We start from the raw sequence: 18,109 nt of genomic DNA, 5'->3' as shown, positions 1-18,109 counted from the left end.
GCGCCGCTATAGTAGAGGCTCAGCGGATTCCGGCCAACAGGCTCCGGGCGGTCTGCTTGAGCGGCTCATCACCTTCCTTGAGCAACTCGTTGAGCAGTTCGATGGCGCTGTCCAGATCCCCGTCATCGATGCAGGTCTGGGCTTGTTCCAGTTTGTCGGCGCTGGTCGGATCGGCTGGCTGCGGATTTAACGGCTCAAGTTCCAGTGACGGGTCGGCATCGCTGAATTCGTCGAGAAAGTCGCCGTCCAGCGCCTGTGAGTCCGGTTCGGCGACCCACTCAAGCTCGGGTTCATCCAGCGTCGACTCTTCAGGCATCTCGAACACATCGGGCAACACGTGCAGGTTCGAAGCGAATGCAGGTTCTGTTGCGGGTAACGGTTCATTCGAAGGTTTGGCGGTGGATGCGTTGTCGAAAGGGCTGATCAGATCCCAGCTGGAATCCATGGACAGGTCATCCAGGTTCAACTGGAACTCGTCGGCAGCTGCGGCTGGTACGGCAGCGATGACTGCCGCGCTGGCCACCGGTGGCGCATTGCCGAGCTTCGGGGAGCGGGCGCGGATGGCCTGAAGCTTGTCTTCGTCGAACCCGCCGTCACGCAGGTTTTTTTCCTGTGCGTCGTAAGCCGGTACGTCGCCTTGTTTGCCGAGGACTTCCAGCAGTTGCACGCCCAGCTCTTCGCGCTGTGGTTCCTTGACCAATGCTTCTCGCAACAAACCGACCGCTTCGGAAAAACGGCCATAGGCCAGGTAAATACCGACACCTTCCAGCACATCGCCGGGTGACGTTTCTTCACGATGGTCGGGAGCGGGTTTGATTATGGGCTGTTGCACCGACGGTTGCGCCGGACGTTCTAGTACCGGCTCATGTGGCGCTGGTGAAACGGGCGATGAATCGGGCAACGCCTGAAGCTGCTGGCGCCGACGTCGAACAAACAGCCCAAACAACACCAACGCAATCAGCGCCAGCAAGCCGATGATCAGCGGCCAGTGGCTAGCCTCGGGTTCTTCAACGACGACGGGGGCAGACGCCACCGCTGCCGGCGTCACCGGCGGCGTCTGGTTGACCTCTGCCAATTGGGTTTGCAGTTCGGTTACCTGTTTTTTCTGGCCCGCAATCTGCTCGTCCTGAGCCTGAAGCTTTGCATTGAGCTCATCGATGGTTTTTTGCAGCTGCTGGTTTTGCAGCACGCTGGCGGCCAGTTGTTCGGCAACCGGATCGGGCACAGGTGCGGCAGGTTGAACGGCGGCAGGTGCTGGCGCCGACTTCTTCGCCGCGGGTGCCGCCGCAGTGGCCGGTTTGACGCTCGGGAATGGAGAGTTTTGCGGGCTGGCGGCGGGTTCGTCGTCGGACGGCACGATCCCCGGAGAGCCCGGCGGATCGATCAGCACCGTGTACTCGCGCAGCAAACGGCCGTTGGGCTGATTGAGCTGCACCATGAAATTCAGGAAAGGCTCATTGACCGGTTTGTTAGAGGTCACCCGAATCAGGCTGCGGTTGCCCCGCAGGATCGGCGTGAACTTCAGGTCGTTGAGGAAGAACACCCGATCGACGCCGGCACGAGTGAATTCCTCTGCTGTCGCCAGGCTGACCGAGAGCTCGCCCTCCTCCAGCCCACCCACATCCACCAGTGCGATGTCAGCACGCAACGGCTGATTCAACGCGGAATGAAGAGTGATGTCGCCCAATCCCAGCGCAGGGGCCAATGCCGAGTAAGTGACAGCACCACCGACCAGAAGCAGCCTGGCGCAACACCGCAAAACAACGTGCCAACTCTCGAGCATGAGCATCCCTTAGATAACCAGAACCAACCTGTACGCGTTCGCACATCCGGTACGAACACGATATTGCCTAGTAGTTCTTTATAGTCTGCCCAACGGGGTATCTCAAAAAGCTGACGCGCGGTTATGCCTCAAGATTTTTCCAGGTTGGCCAGAATGTGCCCGTGGACCCGCATGCACACCTTCAAGTCCGCCTCGTCGACGCCGTCGAACAGTTCACGGCGCAGTTGCGTGGCAATGGTTTCAATTTGTTCGATCAGAGGACGGGCCGGGGCACAGAGGACGATTTTTTTCGCCCGGCGGTCTTCCAGTACCGATTGACGCTGGACCAGGCCCTGGGTTTCCAGGCTGTCGAGCAAGCGCGCCAGGGTCGGGCCTTCGACGCCGACGCTTTGCGCCAGTTCACGCTGGGTCGGTGCTTCTTCGAAGCGCGCCAAGTGCAGCAGCACCAGCCAGCGCGCCTGAGACAGACCCAGACCCGCCAGGCGGCGATCCAGTTCGGCACGCCAGCCGCGAGACATCTGGGCCAGTTGCATGCCAAAGCGGTGTTGATCGGTTAACGGCATAAAACACTCATGATTAGACTGAAATAGAGAAAAACTAATTATTAGTCAGCTAAGCATGACCGTTGGCTTGAGGCAAGGTCTGGTCTGTAGTGAATCGTTACATCACTGTAACAGGTCATTTAAACCTCAAATTCGGACTGCAGTGCCGCCCGAACGCAGTACAAGACACCTTCCGGCACTCGACCGGCGAACAGCGCGGCAATCTCCGACACCGGTGGCAGTTCGCCCTCGCCATCGAGGAACGCATCCTGAACCTCGCCCATCAATTCCTCGGGCAGGTCCAGCGCTTGCTCCAACGACAACTGCTGCTTGCCGATCGCTTCGGCGAGCATGGTGTAGACGTTCTTTTCCGAGCATTGCAGCTGGCTGGCGATCTGCAACGGCGTCATGCCGGCGCGAGCGAGGGTGATCAGCTCGTGGCGCACGTCGGCGACGACTTTCGGCGCCTCGACCTGACCGCCCAGCACTTCGAGGAAGGCCTCGCCGTAGCGTTCGAGCTTGCGTGCGCCGACACCGCTGACCGTGGCCATTTCCGCCAGCGAGGTCGGCTGGCTGCGGAGCATTTCCAGCAGTGTGGAGTCGGGGAAGATGACGTACGGCGGCACGCCGTGTTCCTCGGCGAGTTTGCGACGCAAGGCGCGCAAGGCTTCCCACTGTTCGCGTTCTTCGCCGCGAACCAATTGGCTCGCCTGGCTCTTGCTGCTTTTGGCGGTGGTTTGCGGCTTGAGGTCGCGGCGCAGTTCCAGGGTTACTTCGCCCTTGAGCAGCGGCCGGCAGGTGTCGCTCAGGCGCAAGCCGCCGTAGCCTTCGAGGTCAATGTCGGCCAGACCACGGGCCACCAGCTGGCGGAACAGCGAGCGCCATTCACTCTCGCCCATGGCCTTGCCGACGCCGTACACCGACAGGTGTTGATGGCCGAAGCTGCGGACCTTTTCGTTGTCCTTGCCCAGCAGCACGTCCACCAGATGCCCGACACCATATCGCTGACCGGTGCGGTAAATCGCCGAGAGCGCCTGACGGGCCGGCTCGGTGGCGTCCCAGGTCTGCACGCCATCGACGCAGTTGTCGCAATGGCCGCACGGCTCGGGCATGTCTTCGTCGAAGTAGGCCAGCAACGTTTGCCGACGGCAGCGGGTTTCTTCGCAGAGCGAGAGCATGGCGTCGAGCTTGTGCTGCTCCAGACGCTTGTGGCGCTCATCACCCTCGGAGTTTTGCAGCATCTGCTTGAGCATCACCACGTCTTGCAGGCCGTAGGCCATCCAGGCATCCGCCGGCAGCCCATCACGACCGCCGCGACCGGTTTCCTGGTAGTACGCCTCAAGGGATTTCGGCAAATCGAGGTGAGCGACAAAGCGCACGTTGGGCTTGTCGATGCCCATGCCGAACGCCACGGTGGCGACCATGATCAGGCCTTCTTCGTTGAGGAAGCGCTTCTGGTGATGGGCCCGGGTGTCATTGGGCAGACCGGCGTGGTACGGCAGCGCCGGGAAGCCTTGTTCGCTGAGGAATACCGCGACTTCGTCGACTTTCTTGCGCGACAGGCAATAGACGATGCCGGCATCACTGCGGCGCTCGGCGAGGAACGCCAGCAACTGCTTGCGCGGCTGTTCCTTGGGCACGATGCGGTAAAAAATGTTCGGACGGTCGAAGCTCGACAGGAAGCGCTCGGCATCCTGTAAATGCAGACGATCAACGATTTCTTCGCGGGTGCGCTTGTCGGCCGTGGCCGTCAGGGCAATGCGCGGGACGTTGGGGAACAGTTCCGCCAACTGGCCCAGTTGCAGGTATTCGCGACGGAAGTCATGGCCCCATTGGGACACGCAGTGCGCTTCATCGATGGCGAACAGGGCGATTTCAAGACTTTGCAGGAAGGCCAACATGCGGGGCTGGACCAGACGCTCGGGCGCCAGATACAGCATCTTCACTTCGCCGCGCTTGATTCGCGCAGCAAGATCACGCTGCTGTTCGGCGCTCAGCGTGGAGTTCAATGCGGCGGCAGCGACGCCGAGCTCTTCGAGGGTCGCGACCTGATCGTCCATCAGTGCGATCAGCGGCGACACCACCACGGCCAGGCCTTCGCGCAGCAGCGCCGGCACCTGGAAACAGAGGGATTTGCCGCCACCGGTAGGCATCAGCACCAGGGCGTCGCCGCCACTGGCCACGCGCTCAATGATTGCACCCTGGCGGCCACGGAAACTGTCGTAGCCGAAGATGTCCTTGAGGACGCGTTGAGCCTGTTCGAGCATAAAAACTCCAAATATCACAAAAACATCCCTGCAAGGCTGGTTCAGAACCACGCAGGCTGCACTGACAAATCGTAAGTACGCATTGCATGACGCTTCACATCACAGCCGCGACGCCAGCAGGGCATCACAAAACGCGCGAGTATACCCGACGCCTGCCCGGCAAAGGGTGCCGCTGAGAAGACACGCAAGGACAAACACCGCGCAACCTGTGGGAGCGGGCTTGCTCGCGAAGGCGGAGTATCAGTCGACATTAATGCTGCCTGACACGACGCCTTCGCGAGCAAGCCCGCTACCACAGCGATTGTGGTGTTCCGGGGTGCAAATATCCCGCGCGGCTGGCCTGAGCGCTCAAGAAGGCCTAGAATTCCCGCATCTGTTAATTCCCCAAGGTAGCCCTTTAATGTCCTTCGCTGAGCAACTAACCCGTTTGCAAGTCTTCCTCGACGCCGACGAACTGCATGACGAGGCGCTGGACTACGTGGCCGCCCACGGCTACCTCACTGCGCTTTCGATCTGTTCCGAAGAGGTTCCGGATCGTGAATGGATCGACGCCCTCTTCGCCGAAGAGCCGCATTACGCCGACGACACCGAGCGTGAAGCGATCGAATCCACCCTGCTGGCCCTCAAGGCTCACATCGCCCGCCAACTGGCTTCCGATGAAGAGTTCGAGCTGCCATGCGACCTGGACCTGGGCGAAGAGCCGGACGATTCCGACCTGCGCGGCTGGTGCATCGGTTTCATGGAAGGCGTGTTCCTGCGCGAAGCGGCCTGGTTCGAAACCGCCGAAGACGAAGTCAGCGAAATGCTGCTGCCGATCATGGTCGGTTCGGGTCTGTTCGACGAACAGCCTGAGTTCGAAGACATCGCCAAAGACGCCAACCTGATGGACGACATGATCGTGCAGATCCCGGAAGCCCTGACCGCGCTGTACCTGCTGTGCCAGGCGCCAGACGAAAAACCGGCGATCCTCAAGCCACGTCACCACTAAGGTTTTGCCTATGGACAACCCCATAGGCAACCGCTCCCTGATGTTGCGTTACGTACTGCTGGCCATCGGCTGGCTGAGCGTAGCGCTGGGGGTGATCGGTATTTTCCTGCCGGTATTGCCCACCACGCCTTTCCTGCTGTTGGCGGCTGCCTGCTTCGCCCGCAGTTCGCCACGGTTTTATCAGTGGCTGGTGGGGCATCCACGGCTCGGCCCGTGGATTCGCGACTACCTCGACGGCAACGGCATCCCGCTCAAGGGCAAGGTCTACGCCATCGGCCTGATGTGGGTGAGCATCCTCTTCTCCTGCTACCTGGTGCCCCTGCCGTGGGCGCGCGGGTTCATGCTGACCAGCGCGGTGCTGGTGACGATCTACATCCTCAAACAGAAAACCCTGAAAAAGCCCTGACTCAAGCCCTGAGCTGTAAGGGCTCTTGTGGCGAGGGGACTTGTCCCCGTTGGGTTGCGAAGCGACCCCAAACCCTGCAACCCATTTCCTTCTGACACACCGCATTGCCTGGTTTGACGACTGCTGCGCAGCCGAACGGGGACAAGTCCCCTCGCCACAAAAGCAATCTGCCACCCCCTCACCACCCGACAATTTGTCCTGCCTCGCTGAAAACTCCGCCTAGACTTCAGTCATCTGCACCCGAGCAGCCAGACATGTCCCGTCGCCGGCGTAGTCCAGGATGGCAAACGCTCCGACTTCGGCTCGGCGGATGGCTGCTGCTGGCGAGTTTTCTGCTGACGGGACTGAGCAGTGTCTGGGCCGACTGGGAATTTACGCAGATCCTGCAAATCGCCGAAAAGCGCTACGGCCCGCTCGGCCCCGCCCAAGGAAGAATCGAGGCCTGGAGTCAAATGCTCAAGAGCGAACTCAACCAACCCGAGCGCGAGCAACTGGACGCAGTCAATCGCTTCTTCAATCAACAGCTGAATTTTCAGGACGACACGCGCATCTGGCGTCAGACCGATTACTGGGCCACGCCGGAAGAATCCTTGATCAAGGGCGCCGCCGATTGCGAAGACTACGCCCTGGCGAAATATTTCAGCCTGCGCCAACTCGGGATTCCCAGCGAGAAGCTGCGCATCACCTACGTCAAGGCCCTGAGCCAGAACCAGGCGCACATGGTGCTGACCTTCTACAGCAGCCCCACGGCCGAGCCGCTGGTGCTCGACAACCTGATCGGCGAGATCCGCCCCGCCTCCCAACGCAAAGACCTGTTGCCGGTGTACGCCTTCAACGCCGAAGGTCTGTACCTGCCGGGGGCCAATGGCGGCAAACGTAGCAGCGACTCGAAGAAATTGTCCCGCTGGCAGGACGTGTTGAAGAAGATGCAAGCCGAAGGTTTCGCCGTGGGCGAAGGCTAGTCGCCGTCGCAAGGAGTGTTTTATGTCACTGCGCAAACAGTTGTTTCTCGCCATTTGCCTGTTCTTGCTGGTGGCCTTCAGCGGCAGTTTTTTTGTCAGCCTGGAAAGCTCTCGCGAACAGATGCTCGGCCAGTTGCGCTCTCACGCTCAGGACGCCGCCACCGCGCTGGGCCTGTCGCTGACCGCGCAGATTGACGACCCGGCAATGACCGAACTGTTGGTCAGCTCGATTTTCGACAGCGGCTATTTCCGCAGCATCCGTGTCGTCACTATCGTTGATGAAAAGGTGTTGGTGGAGCGTATCGCACCGGCAAAGATCGAAGGCGTGCCGGGCTGGTTTGTGGGTCTGGTCAACCTGCGCCCGGAAGGCGGCGATGCGCTGATCACGCGCGGCTGGGAACAGGTGGCGAGGGTCGAAGTGCTGAGCAATCCGCAGTTCGCCCTGGCCAAACTCTGGGACAGCACCCTTGGCAGCCTGATCTGGCTGTTGATCTGCGGACTGCTCAGCGCCGTGTTCGGTGGTTGGTTGCTGCGTCGGCAATTGCGCCCGCTCGACAAGATGGTCAAACAGGCGCAAGCCATCAGCAAACGCGAGTTCGTAAGCCTGCCGAAACTGCCGCGCACACCCGAGTTGAAACGCGTGGTGCTGGCCATGAATCAGATGGTCGAAAAGCTCAAGGCGCTGTTCGCCGAAGAGGCCACGCGCAGCGAAAAACTGCGCGCCGAGTCCTATCAGGACGGCCTCACGGGCCTGGCCAATCGACGCTTGCTGGATGAACAATTGGCCGATCATTTGCTGGTTGGCGAACAAAGCAGCGACGGCCATTTACTGATGCTGCGGATCAACGATCTGATCGGCCTCAACCAACGCCTGGGCGGACTGCGCACCGACGGGCTGATCAGCGCCGTCGGCGAACTGCTCAAGCGTCTGACGCAGCTGCCGGAACGACGTACCTGGCTGGCGGCGCGCAACCGTGGCGGCGAATTCAGCCTGCTGACACCAGGCCTGGACAGCACCGGTGCCGCCCGCCTCGCCTCGGAAATCAGCGCCACCCTGGAAAACCTGCGCCTGACGGGCGCCAGCGATTGCATGCCCGTGGCGCACTTGGGCGTGGTTGCCTATCAGCCCGGCGAACCGGCCAGCGACGTGCTGCTGCGCCTCGATCAAGCGCTGGCCCAGGCGCAGCAACATCCCGAACGGCCGTGGGTGCATCTGGCACGTTCCGATACCGCAACGAACCATACCCAACACGACTGGCGCACCTGGATCGACGACGCCCTCACCGAGGGCAAAATGCAGCTTTATTTTCAACCCGTGGTGCAATGCGCCGACACCAGCCAGGTGCTGCACCACAAAGTCCTCGCGCGCCTGATCGATCCGCATGGCGAAGCAATAGCGGCTGGACACTTCCTGCCGTGGATCGAACGCCTAGGCTGGTCGGCACGGTTCGATCTGGCGATGCTCGAAGCCACCCTCGACTACCTCATCGTCAACCGTTGGCCACTGGCGTTAAGCCTGTCCGGCAGCAGCTTGCGCGACCCGGCGCAACTGCGGCAAATCATCGACATGCTCGAATCACTGCCCGAGCTGGCCCATCTGCTGATACTGGAAATCGACGAACGCCAACTACCGCCCCCCGACGAATTACAACACCTGAGCCACAGCCTGCTCGACACCGGTTACCGCATCGGCTTGCAGCACTTTGGCGGCAGCTTCAGTCAGATCGGCAACTTGACTCAGTTGGGGTTGGCGTACTTGAAAATCGATGGGGCGTACATCCGCCACATTGATGAGCAGAGTGACAAGCGGCTGTTTATTGATGCGATTTACAGGGCGACCAACAGCATTGATTTGCCGTTGATAGCGGAGATGGTCGAGACCAAAGGGGAATTGGAGGTGATTCGGGAGTTGGGGTTGTTTGGGGTGATGGGAAGGCTGATTGGGCCGCCGGAACCTATGTGAGGGGCATGACCGTGGTTTAAAAGTTGGCATCAGCTATCAGATGTGCCAGCCAGGCAGGCGGTGAATCGGATGCTGGATCATTTCGCAGGGCTAGCGCGAATCCTGCGACGAACACTGTCCTGTGGCGTTTCAGGCTGCGAATTTTGTGGGGGGCTATCGGGCCTCTTCGCGAGCAAGCTCGTTCCCACAGTGATCTGGGTTGTTCGCCTGTTTTGTGTTCACTGAAGATCAAAATGAGGGAATGAGCCTGCTCGCGATGGCGATTCCAGAGGGTAAAAAGGGGCGGATCTATTTATCCATTCGGTGCGTGGTCACCGGACCTTGAATAAGTATTAAACGTCGATGTTTAACACACATCTTCAGACACTCTCTGAGGCTACACATCCTTGCGCCGCTGCCTACGACTGCGCCAGAATCCGCCGGCTTGTGCGCCTTGGGCCCGGCCTCTATCGTTTCCCTGCCACTGCCTATCAGTGGTCGGGTTTCGCAGCCCGGGTCAATCAAGGCGCATAGCGCCACCGTTTCCTTTCAGTTGGCGTTTTTTTTCGTCTACTTTATTGCGTTATGGCGGCTGTGCGCGGGAGATCTTCGGGTCTGCCGGGTTCCTTGATTCCCGGTCTGCGAACCTGCGCACAGCTGCCACCTACTCTCGTTTCGCAGCGAACCGTGGTAGCTCCATTAATCAAGGAGCTTCAAATGTTCAAGATCACACCCAACCCACCCGAAACCGACGACGTTTCCCCCTACGAAACCCACGATTCCAAAAAACTCAACGAAGCCGCCGACCGCGCGCTCGACTACTACCTCAAACCGGTCATTCCCAAAGACACCCCGCGCAAACCCAGCACGATTTATTCCATCGCCCCCGACACCAATGACGAAACCCTGCTGGTCAATGCCTGTGAAACCCTGGCGTCGGCGAGTGTGATGCTGAGTAATTTTGCGGGGTTGATGGAGGGGTCACATCGCAATACGGTGCTGGGGATTCAGCAGGTGGTGATGCTGGGGGAATTGGCGGTGAATCGGATGCTGGATAATTTTGTTCCGCAGGGTTAGCGAAGAACCTGCGACAAACGCTTACCTGTGGCGAGGGGATTTATCCCCGTTCGGCTGCGAAGCAGTCGTAGACCCAGTACACGCGGTCTGCTTGATTCACTGCGATGGCTGATTTTTTAGGGCCGCTTCGCTGCCCAACGGGGATAAATCCCCTCGCCACAGTGGTGTTCCAGGCTGCGAATTTGCGGTGGTCTTTTGGGCCTCTTCGCGGGCAAGCCCGCTCCCACAGTGATCTGGGTTGTTCGCCAATTTGTGTTCACTAAAGATCAGAATGTGGGAGTGAGCCTGCTCGCGATGGCGATTCCATAGACAACAAAATGTATGGTCAGCCCATCTCCTGCAACCTCATGGGCTGTTTTCGGTAAAGCTGGCTTGCGCTAATGTATCCGGGCTCATTGTGAGCGTTGCTGCAACAACGCTCGGCCCTCGATGAGTAGCCGCTCCCGACTGTCCTGAAAAAACCCTCAGCCTCTAAAGCTGATTTTATTGCCAGGTTCTCAGTCGGGCCGTTTGCCGTTTACTGTCATCAGTCAGTGACGTCGCAAAAGCCGGTAGTAAAGCTGTACGTTCAAGCGTTCGGATGTGGGTCGTACTGGCCGCCTTTGGCCAGTACCGCCCACACGATGCGCGCCAGTTTGTTCGCCAGCGCGCACGCGACAACATTGGAGTGGCGACGCGTCAGCAGCTCTCGAACCCAGGGCCCCAAGGCGTCTTCCCGCTTATCGATATGCTGCATGATGGATCGCGCGCCCTGCACCAGCAGTTGGCGGATGTGCTTGTCGCCGCGCTTGCTGATCCCCAGTAGTACTGTTTTTCCGCCCGTCGAATACTGCCTCGGCACCAGCCCTAGCGAAGCGGCAAAATCGCGTCCACTTCGATAGTTCGACGCATCGCCCACATCCGCCAATACCGCGCTGGCGGTGATCGGGCCGATGCCAGGAATACTCTGCAAACGACTCCCGGCATCGTCTTCTTTCAGCTGCTGCTTCAGATCGGACTCGATGTCCTTGATTTCATCATTCAGCTGTTGAATTTGATGATGGAGACGCATCACTACGCCCTTTAGGCGCAACGGAACCGGGTGCTGCGGGTCGTCCAACAGCGCCGGCACGCGGTGCAACGCAGCGGCACCTATAGGCAGGCTGATCCCGAACTCCAGCAGAAAGCCATGAATCTGGTTGGTCGCGACGGTTCGCTGGCCAATCAAAGATTTACGGACACGATGCAGGGCTGAAAGCGTTTGTTGCTCTGCGGTTTTGATCGAGCAGAAGCGCATCGCGGGGCGGCTCGCCGCCTCGCAAATCGCTTCGGCATCAATGAAGTCGTTTTTGTTGCCTTTGACGAATGGTTTGACGTACTGCGGGGCGATCAGCTTCACCTCGTGGCCCAATGCACCAATCTGTCGAGCCAGCCAATGGGCGCCGCCGCAGGACTCCATTACCACCGTACAGGACGGTACCTGCGCCAATGTGCTGAGCAATTGGCCGCGGTTGGTTTTCTTGCGCAATACCTGATGACCTTTGGCATCCTGGCCATGCAGGTGGAAACTGTGTTTGCCAATATCGATACCGAGAAGCGTCATCGTATTCATGAGAGATCCTCCGCCGAAAACGAGAAAAGCCCTGCAAGCGTAAACCTGCAGGGCTTCTCGGTCAGGCTGACCATCTCATTAAACCCGCCCATTCCTTTCACAGAAATGCGGGTTTTGTCGTTTCAGATCACACGGCATCCACCTTTAGCGAGACCAAGGGCGGGAATTGGAGGTAATTCGGAAGTTGGGGTTGTTTGGGGTGATGGGAAGGCTGAATAGGCCGCCGGAGCCGATGTGAGGGATTGACCGTTCGTCTTAAACCTGTTCGTACCTGTCAGATCTGACAGGTGCGCGCCGCCTGAAAAAACGCTCTGATAGCTCTCTGTGTCATCAGTGCCTCAGGAGCCTCAGACATGACCACGCCCGAACCACTCGACAACACCGTACTGGCGCTATCTCCCCCCCGTGTTCCCGAGGCAACTCACCCGGTGATCGATGCCGATTACGGGGTGCCGAAACATGTGTATGACCTCAAGCCTATGGGCCTGAAAGTGGACATCGATCCGCCGCTCGCCGGTACGGTCAAAGATGGCGATGTCTTGGCACTCGTCTTGAACGGACAATCCGTCGCCAGTAAACCCATCAACCCGGGCGAGGAAAACGCCGTCAACACCCTGTACATCCCCAAAGGCCTTTTGCTGACAAATCGGCTGAATGAGCTGGTTTACACCTTTACCCGAGGCAGTCAGAACATCGGAACTTCCACGCCGATCCTGACGTTGCTGTACAACGCCATCCGCCCAGGCATCGAAGACACCACACCGGGTGATGGTGCTCATTCCGAGCTGGAGCTGATCCTGCCGCCAGACGTAATCGAAGACGGCATCGACGCCGACCGCGCGAAACAGGGCGTGCGCGTGTGTTTCTCTTATCCCTATTGCCGCGCGCATGACCGGATCTGGCTGAACTGCAACGGCCAGGATATCTACCACACCGTCACCGTAGCCGAAGCGCCAGCCATTCCCACCGCCGTACCCACCACTGTTTGCGTGATGATCGATGAGTCGGTGTTCGAGCAAGCCGGCGACAGTCCGAGCTTCGTATTTTCCTATACCGTCACCGACCTGCCCGGTAATGGCCCGGACACCGACTCGCCGTTTTCGGCGTCGTACCTGGTCGACGTGCATCTCAGGGAGACCCGGCTGGTCGCACCCGATATGGCCGAAGCCCCGGGCGACCCGAACGATGACCCGACCACCATCGACCGGGACAAACTCGGCCAGAACGACCTGACCGTGTTGGTGCACACCTTTGCCCCGAAGTGGCAACCCAACGACAAGATCCGCGTGACCTATACCGCCACCCCAGCCAGCGGAACGGTCGTGACACACATCGTGGAAGAAGACGTTGCGCGGATTCCGCTCGTCTACTCGCTGATGGTGCCCTATGCCAAGGTAGTCGCCGGCAGCGTGGCGCGGGCGAGGTATGAGTTGATCAGGAACGGGGCTGTCATTGCCACGTCCAAGACCGCAACTGCCGATATCAGCGGTGGGGGTGATCTTGAACTGCTTGCGCCGTTTCTGGTGAAGCCAGCCGGCTACACGATCGACCCGCTGGATCCCCTCCCAACGGTGCGGGTCGAATACCTGGAGGCGATTGCGAAAGATAAAGCGAGACTGGTGGAAGTGAAGGCGCCCGAAGACTCCGGGCGCTTCCCCTTCCCGCTCATCCCTTTGAACCAGAACAAGCGCGCCAATTTTCCGCTGAGCCGGGCGTTTCTTATCGCCCGACAAGGTAAGTCGTTAGAGGTTTGCTGGAACTTGAATCGTGACGGGAAAAAAGTCGCGTCCTCAGGACCATTGGCGTTGAAAATCAAGGCGACTGCTGCCGAAGATCCGCGGCTTCCAATGCAGAATATTAGTGAAGCGAACGTAGCGGACGAATTACACCTCAACAACTTCTCTGGCGACGCCTCATTCAAACTTCACAACTCCCTACTTCTTGAGGAAGGACAATCTATTGACGCTACACTTTCAAACGGAGCCGGCGCACCACTATTAATTTTAAAAAATTACCGCCTCACAAGGGATGACGCAGCAATTGGTTTGACATGGCCTATATCACGTCAATGGCTCAGCAACTTACCAAATGATACAAAAATCTTACTGGAAGCCGTGCTAACGCTGAACAACAATTCAACAACCACCTCCATTACCTTGAGAAACCGCGAGTACACTCTCAAGCTCGCTTCTTTTAAAGCCTCCGAAAACTTCGACAGCTCACCACTTGTCAATTTCTCCTATGGCAGCCTTTATACCTTGCCGAGCGGAATCACGCTTGAACATTTAGGGGGGTTCATGGGCTTAACAAACTCCCACCTCATGCCCGGCCAATACCACACGCATTTACTTGGAGCAGTGACGCTTAATATATTAGGAACTGTGCGCTTCACTTTTCCTGAACCCACCTCACATGTAAGCTTTCTGATCGACTCACATCAATTACAGGAAAATAACGCAGTGATTTACAGAGATAAAACTGGCAATATTTTGGGCTACGCGCACTTGCCATATACCAATCTATTCGGAAGCGCGTACGTTATTTTTTCAGACCCAGGCAACAGAATAAAATCTTTTGAACTAAACAACAAAAATGACATGTTCTTGGACACTATAGAAGCTAAATAAACTCAAGAAAACGGCTATGCATTTATTTATCTTCCCCAATTAGTTGGTTACCAATCAAGACTAAAAGCCAACTTGCCCTGCAGTTTTTACTGCAGGGTTATCCCGTTCACAATCTGCCTGGTTTTGAACCCGGCGTACTTGTTTTTCTTTATTGCTACGACCGGGGCATGACCGCTCGTCTCAAACCTGCCAGCACCTGTCAGATCTGACAGTAGGCAAACATCCACGACGACGATCTAATCCCTCCATATCGGTGCCGCCCAATCGGAAAACCGGGCGCCTCTCTGGAAGGTACGCAATCATGAACAGCCCCATGACAAACGCTGGCTCCACGTCCAACGGACAAGTCCGTGTCTTCCCGCCCGAACGCGGCATCGGCGTGCTGGCGGTCGCACCGCCCTACCCGCCTGGCTACAAATCGCAGAGCGACGGCGCGTTGGGAATTAACATCAACATGGTGCACGGTGATCGTGACGGTTTGCTGGTCTACATCCTGGCCTACCTGAACATGGCCATCGGCGATTACATCAGGGTGTACATCGCAACAAAAAACGCTCCCGTCACTGAGCTCTCGGTCACCGAAGCGTATTTCGATGCAAACGGTAACGCGAAAAACATTCCGTTCTATATTTCCGTCAAAGACATGGAAGCCAGGTTTGCGCCATTGCAGCCCAAGAACCAGCCCTTATGGTTCGAAGTTGAGCGCGTGAGCGGGAACGGCACCGAAGACTCGCCACCCGTTGAGCTGTTTTACAAGTACCCGCCGCCGGGCGAAGCGGACACGGACGGGGGCAAGCCGTTCAACCAGGGCCTGAAATTGCCCGTCGCCTCGCAAAGCATCATCGATCAGACCGTGATCGACGAAGGCATGTTCGTGACCGTGCTGGCGTACGTCAACCAGTCCATCGATGACGTGGTGGTGCTTGCCTTTGGATCTCTGCTGCTGGAGAGCACCGTCACCGCGCTGGGTGACATTGTCTTTGAACTGACACCGCAAATGCTCGCCAGCCTGATGCCCACCAACAGCCTGGTGGTGCGCTACGTATTGTTCGACGTGGTGGAAAACACCAGCGGCTGGTCGGATGCGCTTATCCTCACGTTCAATCCCGGCATAGTGTTGCTGATCGCGCCGATTTTTGAACAGGCTGATCTGGACAATGTGGTGAATCACGATGGGCTTATGGACGGCCCCTTGAATGTCCTGGTCACCGGGGTATTTGCAGCGAAAGATCTGATCGAGCTAGTGCTGGAAGGGCTCACCAAAGGCGGCGACCCGGTTATCCAGACCTTCAGTCGCACGCTCACTGCCGCCAGCAGGAGCATGAACTTTGCGGTTGAGAATGACTCGGTGCGCAACCTGATTGGAGGTTCGGCGCGGGCGTCCTACCAATTGATCAGAGCCGGCAAGACCCAGTTCTCGAAACCCGCCGATGCCACTTTCAGTGGCTCATCCCTGCCCTTGGGTTTGCCGATTGTCGCCCCACTGGTGAACAGCAAGCTACCGGTCGATACCGCCACGGCCACGGTGCAGGTCGCCAAATACTGGCCATTGAAAATAGGTGCGATTGTCAAACTCAACTGGCAAACCACTGATAAGGACGGGATTAAAACCCTGTTCATTTTTCAATTGATCGTCACCGACCCGACACAGCTCGTCATCTTTCAGGTGCTCGCCAAATACATCGCCCCCTACGCCAACACCCCGTTGACCGTGCAATGCACGGTGACTAATCCGGGTGAAGTGGAGGTATTTTCCAACTTGCTGCAATTGATGTTTGGCGAGGAAGTGATCGGTGAATTGCTGCCACCCTTTGCGGTGCCTCCAGCGACCAACAATATCGATGTGTTGGACTCTCCCGACGGAATCACCGTTAGGGTGGAACACCTGCCTGCGAAGACCAATGATAAGGCGCTGTTTATATACGCAAATCCAATGCCGGGCGATAAGCCGTTTCCCGTGCAGTTGATCAATCAAAACAAGCGGGCCAATCTCAAGTTGAGTTTTGCGTATCTTTTGGCCCGAATGGGTAGCGAAACCAACTTGTATTGGCAGTTGATTCGCGACGGGAATTCCGTGGGGGAATCGCTGCCGTTGACGTTGAACATTCGCCGGATCGTCGACGGTGATGTTCGATTGGGAGCCCCCATCATCGATCAAGCTGACAGTGCCGGGGTAGTGGATATCAATGAGTTTGAAGGTGACGGCACCGTCTCGTGCAAGACCTGGCCATTTCGGGGCGGGCGTTATCTTTACGATATGAGTGTCTTGGGAACAGGGGCCGATGGGAGTGAGCGTGTTATTGAGCTGGTCACCAAAGATTCCCTGACACTGGACGAGGAAAGCAACGGGTTCAGCAGAACACTGCCACGGGCACAACTGTTGTTGCTTCAGGACGACTCATCTCTTCATGTCGAAATAAAAGCCCATTTCAACGAAAAATCCCCCATAACGATCACATTCCCGATCTCCAGGAAATACAGCATCAGGAACAAGCGCCCGATCTTGTCGGAAAACTTCGATCATTGCCCTACGCAACTTATCGCACCCGGTGGGAGTATCGTGCTGGACAGCATGACCATTACGTTCCCAGCAGGGGACGGCTATTTGGGGATCACTCCATTAGCCAACGTCATCACGGGTCCTTATCCCCAACTACCGGATTATAGTTACGGGCAGGTTCTGGAGATGCATTGGCAGGCAAGTGGCACTGCGCAACACATGCACATCCAATTCAACTGGAATTATTCCTATGTCAGTTTTCAGTGCCGATTTGCTCAGTTCAATGACCTTTCGGTTTACTTTTTCGACGAGGCAGGAAAAACCCTCCACCACATGTATCTCGCTAACAACTTTAATCCACAGCTAGTTACATATTCGACACCCGGCCATAACTACATCCGGAGCATCGAAATCAGGACCCCCAGAATGGATCTCATAGTGTGCGATTACTTCAAATTCGCGCGCGCATAAGTTGGCCGGGAGCGACGAAAAGGGACTCTCTATTTTCGCTTGAGCAGAAAATAAACAGCGATGTTTAAAAGACATCTCCAGATACTCACTCAGGCTACACATCCTTGCGCCGTTGCCTACGACTGCGCCAGAATCCGCCGGCTTGTGTGCCTTGGACCGGGTCTCTATTGTTTCCGGGTCGCTGACAATTCAGCGATCGGGTTTAGCAGCTCGGAATATCAAGGCACGTCAGTGTCGCCCCTGATCAGCCGACAGTGTTTTTCGTCAGCTGGTCTGCATTATGGCGGCTTGCGTGGGGCACTTCGGTGCGCTGGGTTCCTTGATGCCTGGTCTGCTAACCCGCGTACAGTCGCCACCCACTTCGTTTAGCAGCGATGGATGACGGCTCCCCTCATCAAGGAGCTTCAAATGCCAAAGATCACACCCAACCCACCCGAAACCGACGACGTTTCCCCCTACGAAACCGCCGATTCCAAAAAACTCAACGAAGCCGCCGACCGCGCCCTCGATTACTACCTCAAACCGGTCATTCCCACAGACACCCCGCGTAAACCCAGCACCATCTACTCCATCGCCCCCGACACCATCGACGAACCCTGCTGGTCAACGCGTGTGAAACCCTGGCGTCGGCGAGTGTGATGCTGAGTAGTTTTGCGGGATTGATGGAGGGGTCGCATCGCAACACGGTGCTGGGGATTCAGCAGGTGGTGATGCTGGGGGAGTTGGCGGTGAATCGGATGCTGGATAATTTCGTTCCGCAGGGTTAGCGAAGAACCTGCGACGAACCTTGACCTGTGGCGAGGGAGCTTGCTCCCGCTCGGCTGCGCAGCAGCCGCCCTCCCGGCATAGGCGGTCTACCTGAAAATCTGCGGTGAATGGTTTTGGGGCTGCTTCGCAACCCAGCGGGAGCAAGCTCCCTCGCCACAAAAGCCATTCAGGCTGTGAGTTCTGTG

11 protein-coding genes and 1 pseudogene are annotated in these 18,109 nt (G+C 57.7%); 8 read left to right on the top strand and 4 right to left on the bottom strand.

Annotated elements, in window-relative coordinates; all coding sequences use genetic code 11:
• Nucleotides 1-19: 19 nt before the first annotated feature.
• The 3 genes from ACA053_RS07515 to recQ all read right to left on the bottom strand — a co-directional run bounded on the left by ACA053_RS07515 (nt 20) and on the right by recQ (nt 4,592).
• Complete coding sequence (locus tag ACA053_RS07515; protein WP_497394887.1) at nt 20-1,783, bottom strand: motility hub landmark protein FimV; 1,764 nt, start codon at nt 1,781-1,783, stop codon at nt 20-22.
• Between the two features lie 128 nt (nt 1,784-1,911).
• Entirely contained in the window at nt 1,912-2,346 is a 435-nt protein-coding gene (locus tag ACA053_RS07510; protein WP_010461972.1) for a MarR family transcriptional regulator, read from the bottom strand.
• A gap of 119 nt (nt 2,347-2,465) precedes the next feature.
• On the bottom strand, nt 2,466-4,592 hold the full coding sequence (gene recQ, locus ACA053_RS07505) for a DNA helicase RecQ (RefSeq protein ID WP_497394885.1): 2,127 nt from the start codon (nt 4,590-4,592) through the stop codon (nt 2,466-2,468).
• A 400-nt stretch (nt 4,593-4,992) separates the two neighbouring features.
• Here recQ and ACA053_RS07500 point away from each other — a divergent pair, with 400 nt between their 5' ends.
• The 5 genes from ACA053_RS07500 to ACA053_RS07480 all read left to right on the top strand — a co-directional run bounded on the left by ACA053_RS07500 (nt 4,993) and on the right by ACA053_RS07480 (nt 9,967).
• Entirely contained in the window at nt 4,993-5,580 is a 588-nt protein-coding gene (locus ACA053_RS07500) for a UPF0149 family protein (RefSeq protein ID WP_010461974.1), read from the top strand.
• A 10-nt stretch (nt 5,581-5,590) separates the two neighbouring features.
• Nucleotides 5,591-5,986, top strand: a complete 396-nt coding sequence (locus ACA053_RS07495; RefSeq protein WP_109628523.1) for a YbaN family protein — start codon at nt 5,591-5,593, stop codon at nt 5,984-5,986.
• Between the two features lie 254 nt (nt 5,987-6,240).
• A complete protein-coding gene (gene lapG, locus ACA053_RS07490; RefSeq protein ID WP_497316360.1) occupies nt 6,241-6,948 on the top strand; it encodes a cysteine protease LapG in 708 nt (235 codons plus the stop codon).
• 22 nt (nt 6,949-6,970) lie between these two features.
• Nucleotides 6,971-8,911 (top strand): cyclic di-GMP receptor LapD, encoded by a 1,941-nt coding sequence (gene lapD, locus ACA053_RS07485; RefSeq protein ID WP_497394883.1) that lies wholly within the window; start codon nt 6,971-6,973, stop codon nt 8,909-8,911.
• Nucleotides 8,912-9,607: 696 nt separating this feature from the next.
• Complete coding sequence (locus ACA053_RS07480) at nt 9,608-9,967, top strand: DUF6124 family protein (RefSeq protein WP_497394881.1); 360 nt, start codon at nt 9,608-9,610, stop codon at nt 9,965-9,967.
• A gap of 568 nt (nt 9,968-10,535) precedes the next feature.
• Here the strand turns inward: ACA053_RS07480 and ACA053_RS07475 are convergent.
• The gene (locus tag ACA053_RS07475; RefSeq protein WP_015093115.1) at nt 10,536-11,558 is read right to left on the bottom strand and encodes an IS110 family RNA-guided transposase; all 1,023 of its coding nucleotides are present in this window, start codon (nt 11,556-11,558) and stop codon (nt 10,536-10,538) included.
• 353 nt (nt 11,559-11,911) lie between these two features.
• On the opposite strand from ACA053_RS07475, the gene ACA053_RS07470 reads away from it, so the two are divergent.
• From ACA053_RS07470 to ACA053_RS07460, 3 genes and pseudogenes are all read left to right on the top strand, one after another.
• Complete coding sequence (locus ACA053_RS07470; protein ID WP_497394879.1) at nt 11,912-14,185, top strand: hypothetical protein; 2,274 nt, start codon at nt 11,912-11,914, stop codon at nt 14,183-14,185.
• Nucleotides 14,186-14,486: 301 nt separating this feature from the next.
• Nucleotides 14,487-17,156: a hypothetical protein gene (locus ACA053_RS07465; protein WP_497394877.1), complete on the top strand. Its 2,670-nt coding sequence runs from the start codon at nt 14,487-14,489 to the stop codon at nt 17,154-17,156.
• A gap of 408 nt (nt 17,157-17,564) precedes the next feature.
• A pseudogene (locus tag ACA053_RS07460) lies at nt 17,565-17,923 on the top strand (DUF6124 family protein).
• The last annotated feature ends 186 nt before the right edge of the window (nt 17,924-18,109 follow it).

The sequence above is a fragment of the Pseudomonas sp. LBUM1672 genome (genome assembly GCF_059695655.1).
This window is presented reverse-complemented; position numbering and strand designations above follow the sequence as displayed.

What these genes read in the sequence shown, in the direction of transcription:
- ACA053_RS07515 (WP_497394887.1), bottom strand. Translation starts at nt 1,783, where the DNA reads ATGCTCGAGAGTTGGCACGTTGTTTTGCGGTGTTGCGCCAGGCTGCTT.
- ACA053_RS07510 (WP_010461972.1), bottom strand. Translation starts at nt 2,346, where the DNA reads ATGCCGTTAACCGATCAACACCGCTTTGGCATGCAACTGGCCCAGATG.
- recQ (WP_497394885.1), bottom strand. Translation starts at nt 4,592, where the DNA reads ATGCTCGAACAGGCTCAACGCGTCCTCAAGGACATCTTCGGCTACGAC.
- ACA053_RS07500 (WP_010461974.1), top strand. Translation starts at nt 4,993, where the DNA reads ATGTCCTTCGCTGAGCAACTAACCCGTTTGCAAGTCTTCCTCGACGCC.
- ACA053_RS07495 (WP_109628523.1), top strand. Translation starts at nt 5,591, where the DNA reads ATGGACAACCCCATAGGCAACCGCTCCCTGATGTTGCGTTACGTACTG.
- lapG (WP_497316360.1), top strand. Translation starts at nt 6,241, where the DNA reads ATGTCCCGTCGCCGGCGTAGTCCAGGATGGCAAACGCTCCGACTTCGG.
- lapD (WP_497394883.1), top strand. Translation starts at nt 6,971, where the DNA reads ATGTCACTGCGCAAACAGTTGTTTCTCGCCATTTGCCTGTTCTTGCTG.
- ACA053_RS07480 (WP_497394881.1), top strand. Translation starts at nt 9,608, where the DNA reads ATGTTCAAGATCACACCCAACCCACCCGAAACCGACGACGTTTCCCCC.
- ACA053_RS07475 (WP_015093115.1), bottom strand. Translation starts at nt 11,558, where the DNA reads ATGAATACGATGACGCTTCTCGGTATCGATATTGGCAAACACAGTTTC.
- ACA053_RS07470 (WP_497394879.1), top strand. Translation starts at nt 11,912, where the DNA reads ATGACCACGCCCGAACCACTCGACAACACCGTACTGGCGCTATCTCCC.
- ACA053_RS07465 (WP_497394877.1), top strand. Translation starts at nt 14,487, where the DNA reads ATGAACAGCCCCATGACAAACGCTGGCTCCACGTCCAACGGACAAGTC.